Consider the following 9,151-nt stretch of genomic DNA (forward strand, 5'->3'; position numbering starts at 1 on the left):
AAGCCTTGTCGAACGGCGCGTCGTCCCGAATCTTGGCCAGCGCGATTTCCGGCATCACCGTGTGGTTGGCGAAGGTCGAGCAGCCCATGTAATGCAAGATCGGCGTGCCATCGAGCATTGAGAACCGGGTCGTTCCATCCGGCATCAGCCCCTTTCCTTGCGTCGCGCGGATTGCGGTGCAAAGGTTGGTCTTGCGCGACAGGCACGAGGGGCACTCGCGGCATTCAGGGGTGTAGAGGGGTATCACATGATCGCCCGGCTTCAGGCTGGTGACGCCCGGCCCGCATTCGACCACCACGCCCGCGCCCTCATGCCCGAGAATCACCGGAAATAGCCCCTCCGGGTCTGCACCCGAGAGCGTGAACTCGTCGGTATGGCAAATGCCGGTCGCCTTGATTTCCACCAGAACCTCGCCCGCGCGCGGGCCTTCAAGCTCTACCTCGATCACTTGCAGCGGCTTTCCGGGTGCAAGTGCTACTGCGGCACGGGTTCTCATTGGCGGCTCCTCCCTCTATATTTGACCAAGCCTGAGCGAAAGCCGCCGGGCGTGCAACATCGGGGTGGATCGAATGGCGAGAATGTTAGCTTTTGCAATGGTGCTGGCGCTGACTGCCTGTGTCGAGGCACCTCAGGTTCCCACACCGGTCTTGAGCGGAGAGCCGGTAACGGTGACCCCGCTGGCCGGCACACAGGCGCCGGACTCGGCTGCATCGCCCATCGCCGCGCCGACAATCGCCGCGCCGGGGCTTGAATCGCGCGAACCCGACCTTTGCCGCGCGATCGACTATGTGCCCTACCTCGGCAAGCCCGGCGCGCTGATCGACACCTTGGCGCTGACCCAGCCGTATCGGATCGTGCCTTGGCGCGGGATCGAGCCGCAGGAATATGTCGCGGGGCGGATCGTATTTCGGCTGGACGCGGCGGGTAACATTTACAACATCGACTGCGGTTGAGCCGATTGATGCGCAAAAAACCCCGCCGTTTCCGGCGGGGCCTTGCAAGCGGAAGTCGCCCTAGCGGCGCATACTGGGTGGGGGCTTTTCTAACACCGCCAGGGCTTAGCGATTTCCGCTGATACCTTTTTCGCCTGCGATCGGGGCGGTTTCGCGCTGTCTGCGTGAAGCTTTGCGGGTCTTTTTGCGGCATTTTCGCGGCGCTTGATCGCGGTGGCAGGGATGTGTCAGCATAGAACCATGACGGTGCATCCTCCGATAAGTCTGCAAGCCGCGCGCAACGTCGAGCGCGTGGCTTTCCATCGCACAGAGCTGGGGCCGATCTTGCAGCTATACGGCCGCATGGTCGCGGCGGGCGAGTGGCGTGACTATGCGATGGCCTTTTTGCCGGATGTGGCGGTGTTTTCGGTGTTTCGTCGTGCCAGCGAAAACCCGCTTTACCGCATCGAAAAGCGCCCGCTTCTGCGGGCGCGGCAGGGCCAGTATGCGGTGATCGGTGCCGAGGGGCAGGTGCTGCGGCGCGGCCACGACCTGCCGCAGGTTCTGCGTGTGCTCGAACGAAAGCTGATCCGCGCGGTTGACTAGAGCCGCTTTCGGCACTGAAGCGGCGCGTCTGACGCGGCGATGCGCGCAAGGGCGGCCTCAATCCCCTCATAGGCGACGCTCATGCTGGCTCCGTTGGCATGAATGATCTCGCTATCCGAAGCCGCCATGGCGACATGGCCGGGCCAGAAGAAAAGATCGCCACGCTTTGGTGCGGCCGTTTCGGGCAAAACGGTGCCAAGTGCATCGCATTGCTGGTCGCTATCGGCGGGGCAGGCGATGCCGCAGGCGTTTAGTGATGCTTGCACAAGCCCCGAACAATCGATGCCCGCGTGCGAATTGCCGCCCCAGAGGTAAGGCGTGCCCAGCAGGCTTTCGGCCACCGCCACCGGGTCGGTCGCCCAATCGTTGAGCGCGCGCAGGTGCATTCGGGGGATGAAGGCACCGTCGGCGGTTTGCAGGAACTTGCCCTGCTCGCCCACCACGCGGACCCGCGCGCCGATGCTGAGTGCTGCCGTTTCGCGGGTTTTCACTTGTGGCTCGGGGTAAAGGTGGGTTGCCGGGGCCGAAACCCAGTGCGTTGCTTCTTGTGGCGCGGCCAAGGCGGATTCTGCCACCCAACCGCAAAATCCATCGCGTGCCGCAACCACGAAAGCCGCGCCATCGCGGCGGTCGAGCACATTCAGCGCGGCACCCAGCAGCAACTGCCGCTCGCGCCGCCCGAAAGGTGCTGCGCAAAGGTCGGCCAGCGGCACACCAAGGCGGGCGGGGCTGCCTTCGCTGAAGCTTTCCGCCTCGATCTGCCCGCGCAGCGACACATGGGCCACGCGGCCCGAATAGGGGTATGTGCGACGATCGGTTTTCATATCCCAAGCACCTCGGGCAGTGCGGCCAGAATGGCGCGCGCACCTTGGCCCACGGCGCCTTTAGGGCGGGCGGGGGCGGCGGTGGGTTGCCAGCCGTAGATATCAAAATGCGCGAAACGGGGTGTTGCAGTGACGAAGCGGCGCAGGAACAGTGCGGCGGTCACAGACCCTGCCATGCCGCCAGAGGGTGCGTTGTCGAGGTCGGCGATGCCGGGCTCGATCAGGCTTTCGTAGGGTGCCCAGAAGGGCATCCGCCAAAGCGGGTCGGCCACCCGTGCCGACGCCGCGGCAAGGGCTGCGGCAAGCGCGTCATCATCGGTGTAGAAGGGCGGCACGTCTGGCCCCAGCGCCACCCTTGCAGCACCCGTCAGCGTGGCCATGCAGAGCAGCAGATCGGGCGCTTCCTCGTCGGCCAGCGCCAAGGCATCGGCCAGCACCAACCGCCCCTCGGCATCGGTGTTGTTGACCTCGACCGTCAGGCCCTTGCGGCTGATCAGAATGTCCTGTGGGCGGAAGGCATTGCCGGAAACGGCGTTTTCAACGGCGGGCACTAGCACACGCAGGCGTAGCGGCAGGCCCAGCGCCATGATCATTTCGGCCAGCCCCATCACGGTTGCCGCACCGCCCATGTCTTTTTTCATAAGCCCCATGCTGGCAGCGGGTTTCAGGTCTAGCCCGCCGGTATCAAAGCACACGCCTTTGCCGACCAGCGTCAAGCGCGGCCCAGCATCGCCCCAGCGCAGATCGAGCAGGCGCGGCGCGCGCGGGCTGGCGCGGCCCACTGCGTGTATCATCGGGAAACCCTCGGCCAGCAGCGCCTCGCCCGCCACCACGCGGGTGCTGGCACCGTGGCGCGCGGCCAGCGCGGTAAAGGCCGCCTCCAGTTCATCTGGCCCCATGTCAGAGGCGGGGGTGTTGATCAGATCGCGGGTCAGCGCCTCGCCTGCGGCAATCGCCTCGATCCGGGCGGCATTGACGCCTGCGGGGCATTTCAGCAAGGCTTTTGGCGAAGCGGCGGCCTTGTAGCGCCCGAAGCGGTAGGCCGCGAGCAGAAATGCTAACGCTGCCTCATCGGTCTCGGCGGGGCTGAGCGCGCCTTCAAGGTGCCAAGCCCCTTCCGGCAACAGATCGACGGCTTTGGCAAGGTGAAAACGCCCGCGCGCGCGTTGCGCCGGGTTACCCAAGCCAAACAGCGCACCCGCAGGGGCACCACCTTCGTCTGGCAGCACACAGCACTGGCCTAGGGCTGCGGTGAAGCCCTGCGCACCGGCCCAAGCGCGGGCGGGTGCGGGCAAGCGGGCCAGCGCTTCGGCCAACGCGGATTCGGGCACGAGGGTAAGGGGCAGCGACGGGCTGGCAGGGTCTGCAAAGCGTAGCGACATTTGGGCATTCCTGTTGCGTGACGCCGTCAACCTACTGCGCTTGGCATGGCCTGCAAGGGGCATTGCGCCTAAAGGCTCATGTCTTGCAGATCCCAGACCGCGGTCAGCGAACGGTCGCCAATGCGCACCAGTCGTGCTTGCGTCGCGGCCAAGGCGGCGGTGTCTGCCGCCAGTGCCGTATGAGCAACATCGCCTGCCACCCGCGCCAGCGTGATCATGCCTATCTCTGCGGCCAGCCGCCCAAGCGCGCCCGCAGTTTCGACAATCGCGCCGCGGTTGTTCGCCTGCGCAGACCGTTGCAACGTGGCAAGCAGCACGGCCAATTCTTCGATCGAGTGGCACAAGACGGCTTCGGCTTTGACGCCGCCAAGTTCGGAATAAAGGGTTGTTACCCTGTCTGGGTCGAGCCTGACGCCTTCCTGATGGTGCAAAACGGATATGTCCGCCACCCTGCATCCCTCCGATAAAGGCCCCCATGCCCAGTGCGACCTTGAGTCCCCAAAGGTCAATAAAAGGTTGAGGGGCGGCAGAAAATCCGCTCGAATTGCAGCGTCAGCCAGACTAAGGATCGTTCAGCAAGAAGGAGACCGCCAATGCAGACCCATGTGCGACTGCTGCCTTCCTATCTGGTGCAACGTTTTCAAGGGTGGCGCGCCACCACATTCGCCGAAAATCACATCTGGTATCGTCGCCTTGCCGAAGAAGGGCAGCGCCCGCGTGCGATGGTGATTTCGTGCTGCGACAGCCGCGTGCATGTCACCTCGATTTTCGGGGCCGACCAAGGTGAGTTCTTCATTCACCGCAATATCGCGAACCTCGTGCCGCCCTATAACCCCGATGGCGATTACCACGGCACTTCGGCTGCGGTGGAATACGCGGTCAACACGCTCAAGGTTGCGCATCTGATCGTGCTTGGCCATTCGCATTGCGGCGGCGTGCAGGGATGCCACGCGATGTGCACCGGGAAAGCGCCCGAGCTGGAACGCGAAACCTCATTCGTGGGCAAATGGTTGGGTATTCTGCGCCCCGGTTTCGACCGGGTGGCCGATATGCCGGATGAAGCAGAGCGGATCACCGCGCTAGAACGCGAATCGGTTGTCATCAGCCTTGAGAATCTGATGACCTTTCCCTTCGTTCGGGAGGCGCTAGAGGGCGACCGGATGACATTGCACGGGCTTTGGACCGACATCGGCGAAGGGCAGTTGCTGCAATACGATCCCGCGACCAGTGGTTTCGTGGTGGTGTAAGGGGCGACGTTAACTGCGGTTTAAGGGCGGGCTGAGAGGCTTTGCCCATGACACAGCACCGCCTTGTATCACTTCGTTTGCCCGATACCGTGATCGACGCGCTAGAGCGCGCAGCGCGGGTGCAGGGGCGCAGCCCCGCTGAGATCGTGCGCGCGCTGCTTGAGGCGGCAGTGGCTGGCGCGGACCCGGTGTCGCTGCGCGCAATGAGCGGCAGCTTTGCGCAGGTGCATACGGCGCTGGCGGAAGCGCGCGGCTGGCTTGACCTGCAAGCGCGGCTGCGCAAAGCGGGCTTTGTGCTGCGCCTTTCGGATGAAGGTGCGCTGACGCTCAACTCTTGGCCCGCAGACCGGGCGTTGGTGCCAATCGATACCTTGGGTTCCAGCTTGCCGGCGCTATGCATCCGCTTTCGCGCAGCTTTCCCCGGGGCGGTGCCGATGCGCGAACGCGCGTTGCCGTTGCGGCCCAAGGGCAAGGTCGCCTGAACGGCACGCATTGCCGGGCGGCGTGGCGTGGCGCGGCGGTTACCCTTGAAGTAGCGCAACAAATTGTTGCGGATGGTCGGCGCAGGCGAGGCTTGCTTGCCTTTGCGCTGCGACGGCTTTCAGAGGTTCGTCATGACAGGGGCGGATGCGCAGCACCCGCCCCTGCCTTGTATTTCGCCTTGCGCGCCCGGGCTAGCGCAAGACTTGGTCTGTTGGCCAGCTTAGCGTGGTTTCGATTTGGATCGTCTGGCTTTTGCCCGGTGCCAATGTCGATTGCCATGCCAGCACACCGCGTTTGCCATCTACATCGGTGGCGGTCGCGGTAGGGGTGGCCTTGTAGGTGATGACAAGGTCTTCCTGCTCCGAATAGGGCACACGGTCGAGCACGCGCAGCGCCCATGTTTCATTGGTCAGGTTTTCGACCGTCAGCACCGCCGTTTCGTTCTGCTGGTTGGATTTAGAGATGACGCCACGGTCGCCTTCAATTTTTGCGGGGACGGTGCGGGTCAGCACCAGCCCGTCGATCGGCCCAAAGCCCATGCGAAGGTCGGCCCCGGCGGCGGTCAGCGGCAGATTTGCCAACCCGACCATCGCGCCATCGACAAACAGCGTCGCCTCGCCCGGCAGCAGCACCTGACCGCTATCGTTGACGGCCTTGGAAACGAGGAAAGCGGTTTTATCCATCGACGGCACGGCCTCGGCCAGCACCTCGGGGGCAAGGGTCAAGGTGTCAAGTTTGAGACGCAGCGACTCGACCCCGTCGCGAATATCGACGGGCGCGCCGTAGTGATAGGTGACAGTTGCCCCCATCATCTCCATCGCGGCGGTTTCGACCACCATCGGTGCCGCCGCGCCAAGAAAGGTGTCGAACATTGATTTGCTTTCAAACTCGGCTACCGCTCCCACGCGCATTTCCGGCTCTTCCGGGCCGATGCGGCGCAGCCACGGATAAACCGTGGATGGCTCGGATTGGTCTGAGGGCCGCGCGGTTGACAGCAGCAGATCGACCCCGCGCCAATCCTCGCCCGAGTACTGCGAAACCAGCACGCCGCGTTCCAGCGAAAGCGACGGTTTCGCGGCACCGACGCGGGTCAGGCGCAGGTCGTAGACCGGTTGCCAGCTTGCGTCGTTGGTGAAGGTGGTAATCTCGACCGTGCCTTTGCCATCGGCACCCACTTCGACCGCGGCGATCAGAGCGGCTTGGTCTTCAACCTCGGGGTTGATCAGCGCCGCCAGTGCTTGGCGCGCCTTTTCGAGCGCTTCGATATCTGGCTTGGCATTGGTCTCGGCGGCCTTGGCCTCTGCCTCGGCGGCGAAGGCGGCCCGCGAGGCGGCAAGCACCTCTTCTGCAACCATTCGTGACAGGGTGCGAAGTTCTTCCGCACTGGCGCTATCGCCTTGGGTGAGGCCGCTCAGGAATGCGACCTGTTGGTTTGCGGCCTCTACCTCAAGCCGGATCGAGGCGATGGCGGCGCTATGGTCGGCAACCACTTCTTCGAGCCGCGCGACCTCGGCCTTTGCAGCGGCAATCGCAGGGTCGGGGGTGGTATCGGCCACGGGAAGGCGGTCATATTGCAGATTCACCGCGCCCACCGTCACGCCCTGCCCGGAAACGCGCAGGCTGCCTGCGTTGGTATAATAGGGCAGATCAGGCACGATCAGTTCATGCACACCGGCCGGGGCTGTTACCTCAACCACGCGCACAACGCTTGCGCCCCAGGGGTAAAGCGTCACCTGCGCCACTTTTGATGCGACGGTAAGCGTGTCGGCCAGAAGCGCGGTGGGGGCGGTAGTGCCGAGGATCAGGGCAAGGGGAAACAGATTCAGGCGGCGCATGATGCTCTCCTGTGGGATAATGCGGATAAAATGCAGGCAAAGTTTCCGCTTGCCCGCGCAATTTCACAAGCCCCCTCGCGCCCCGCGCCAGATTTTCGCGGTCATGCTGCGGCGAATATCTGCCGAGGCAGAAACGAAATGTCCCGCCACAAAGGGCGGGACATCGCATTTGTAATTGCTAGGTTCGGACCGGGTTCAGCCCTTTTTCAGGCAGCGGTTGCCCAGCACTTCGGCAATCTGCACCGCGTTCAGCGCGGCACCCTTGCGCAGGTTGTCAGAGACGCACCAGATGTTCAGGCCGTTTTCTACCGTGCTGTCTTGGCGGATGCGGCTGATATAGGTTGCATAATCGCCCACACATTCGACCGGGGTGATGTAGCCACCCGGTTCGCGCTTGTCGATGACCAGCACGCCGGGGGATTCGCGCAGAATGCCCTGCGCCTCTTGCCAGTCGAGGAACTCTTCAAACTCGATATTGATCGCTTCCGAGTGGCCGACAAATACCGGCACGCGCACGCAGGTCGCGGTGACCTTGATCGATTTGTCGAGGATTTTCTTGGTTTCGGCGACCATCTTCCATTCTTCCTTGGTCGAGCCGTCATCAAGAAACACGTCGATATGCGGGATCACGTTGAACGCGATCTGCTTGGTAAACTTTTTCGGCGCAACCTCTTGGCCGGGCACATACATGCCCTTGGTCTGGTCCCAAAGCTCGTCGATGCCCGCTTTGCCCGCGCCGGAAACCGACTGATAGGTAGACACCACCACGCGCTTGATTCGCGCGCGATCGTGCAGCGGCTTCAGCGCCACTACCATCTGCGCGGTCGAGCAGTTGGGGTTGGCGATGATGTTCTTGTTCTTGTATTCGTAAATCGCGTCGGCATTCACCTCGGGCACGATCAGCGGAACCTTCGGATCGTAGCGGTAAAGCGACGAGTTATCGATGACCACGCAGCCCGAGGCTGCGGCCTTGGGCGCGTAGATCTTGGTCGCTTCCGAACCCACGGCGAACAGCGCGATGTCCCATCCGGTGAAATCGAAAGCATCAAGATCCTTAGTCTTGAGAGTCTTGTCGCCAAAGCTGACTTCGGTTCCCAGCGACTTGCGGCTGGCCAGCGCGACGATCTCGTCCACCGGAAACTCGCGCTCGGCGAGGATGTTCAGCATTTCACGGCCCACGTTCCCCGTGGCACCGGCGACAACGACCTTGTAGCCCATGAGGCATCTCCTGAAGAAAGAACGTCGTTGCGTTAGCGGAAAGGCGGGCGCGCGGAAAGGGACTTTTGCGTTATTCCACGCGGGTGATGCGCGAATCCCTCGCGATCAGGTCTGCCACAAAGGACGCCTCGGCCCCGAAGTCATGCGGCACCTGCTGCGCGTTGCGTCGGCCAGAGAGCGAAAGCGACGCGAAAAAGTCGAAGCCGTAAAGCGTAAGGCTGGCAAGCGGCGCGCGGGACAGAAGGTCAATCAGCATCAGCCCGGTAGTGGGAGGGGCGCCGAGCAGGGCGCGCAGGCGGGCGCTGTCTGCCTTGGGGTGCAGGTAAAAGCCGGGGCGATGTGCCAATGCGTATGGCAGGCGCTTGCGCTTTCGGGTCATCCAAAGAACATGTCTTGGCGCACGCGCTGCAAGTGTTGCTTGATCGGGTGGAACCGAAACACCCAGCCAATCGGTTCGGGTTCCGTGAGAGATGCTTGAAACAATCGGCGCGCTGTTGATTCGCACCACCAGTTCAGCCGCTTCGATTGCTGCCCCGTGCGATGTGTTGGCAAGTGCGCGGGCATTGCCAACAAGTGCAACGTGCTTGCTTTGCAACTCTTCCATCAGTCGATCTTGCGTTTCTG

11 protein-coding genes are annotated in these 9,151 nt (G+C 63.1%); 4 read left to right on the top strand and 7 right to left on the bottom strand.

Features of this window, described 5'->3' with window-relative positions; genetic code table 11:
- Positions 1–496, bottom strand: a 496-nt coding sequence (locus ABY403_RS09400) for an alcohol dehydrogenase catalytic domain-containing protein (protein ID WP_372840529.1), incomplete at its 3' end; no start/stop codon positions are given.
- Between the two features lie 73 nt (positions 497–569).
- Between ABY403_RS09400 and ABY403_RS09405 the strand changes: the two genes are divergently transcribed.
- Positions 570–953 carry a hypothetical protein gene (locus ABY403_RS09405; RefSeq protein ID WP_372840530.1) on the top strand — a complete coding sequence of 128 codons (384 nt, stop codon included), beginning with the start codon at positions 570–572 and terminating at the stop codon, positions 951–953.
- A gap of 240 nt (positions 954–1,193) precedes the next feature.
- Positions 1,194–1,538 carry a DUF2794 domain-containing protein gene (locus ABY403_RS09410; protein ID WP_372840531.1) on the top strand — a complete coding sequence of 115 codons (345 nt, stop codon included), beginning with the start codon at positions 1,194–1,196 and terminating at the stop codon, positions 1,536–1,538.
- On the opposite strand, the gene ABY403_RS09415 is transcribed toward ABY403_RS09410, so the two are convergent.
- The 3 genes from ABY403_RS09415 to ABY403_RS09425 form a co-directional block, all read right to left on the bottom strand.
- Positions 1,535–2,362, bottom strand: a complete 828-nt coding sequence (locus tag ABY403_RS09415) for an NlpC/P60 family protein (RefSeq protein WP_372840532.1) — start codon at positions 2,360–2,362, stop codon at positions 1,535–1,537. The genes ABY403_RS09410 and ABY403_RS09415 overlap by 4 nt on opposite strands.
- The gene (locus ABY403_RS09420) at positions 2,359–3,744 is read right to left on the bottom strand and encodes a M17 family metallopeptidase (protein ID WP_372840533.1); all 1,386 of its coding nucleotides are present in this window, start codon (positions 3,742–3,744) and stop codon (positions 2,359–2,361) included. The genes ABY403_RS09415 and ABY403_RS09420 overlap by 4 nt, the downstream gene beginning before the upstream one ends.
- A 68-nt stretch (positions 3,745–3,812) precedes the next feature.
- Complete coding sequence (locus ABY403_RS09425; RefSeq protein ID WP_372840535.1) at positions 3,813–4,193, bottom strand: hypothetical protein; 381 nt, start codon at positions 4,191–4,193, stop codon at positions 3,813–3,815.
- 144 nt (positions 4,194–4,337) lie between these two features.
- On the opposite strand from ABY403_RS09425, the gene ABY403_RS09430 reads away from it, so the two are divergent.
- A complete protein-coding gene (locus tag ABY403_RS09430; RefSeq protein ID WP_372840536.1) occupies positions 4,338–4,991 on the top strand; it encodes a carbonic anhydrase in 654 nt (217 codons plus the stop codon).
- 47 nt (positions 4,992–5,038) lie between these two features.
- Complete coding sequence (locus tag ABY403_RS09435; RefSeq protein WP_372840537.1) at positions 5,039–5,473, top strand: CopG family transcriptional regulator; 435 nt, start codon at positions 5,039–5,041, stop codon at positions 5,471–5,473.
- Positions 5,474–5,665: 192 nt separating this feature from the next.
- Here ABY403_RS09435 and ABY403_RS09440 read toward each other — a convergent pair whose 3' ends face one another.
- From ABY403_RS09440 to ABY403_RS09450, 3 genes are all read right to left on the bottom strand, one after another.
- A complete protein-coding gene (locus tag ABY403_RS09440; RefSeq protein WP_372840538.1) occupies positions 5,666–7,309 on the bottom strand; it encodes a DUF4139 domain-containing protein in 1,644 nt (547 codons plus the stop codon).
- Positions 7,310–7,504: 195 nt separating this feature from the next.
- Positions 7,505–8,527 (bottom strand): aspartate-semialdehyde dehydrogenase, encoded by a 1,023-nt coding sequence (locus ABY403_RS09445; RefSeq protein ID WP_372840539.1) that lies wholly within the window; start codon positions 8,525–8,527, stop codon positions 7,505–7,507.
- 70 nt (positions 8,528–8,597) lie between these two features.
- On the bottom strand, positions 8,598–9,151 hold a 554-nt coding region (locus ABY403_RS09450; protein WP_372840540.1), incomplete at its 5' end, for a glycosyltransferase family 29 protein.

This window comes from Phaeovulum sp., assembly GCF_041596715.1.
GTDB lineage: Bacteria > Pseudomonadota > Alphaproteobacteria > Rhodobacterales > Rhodobacteraceae > UBA6213.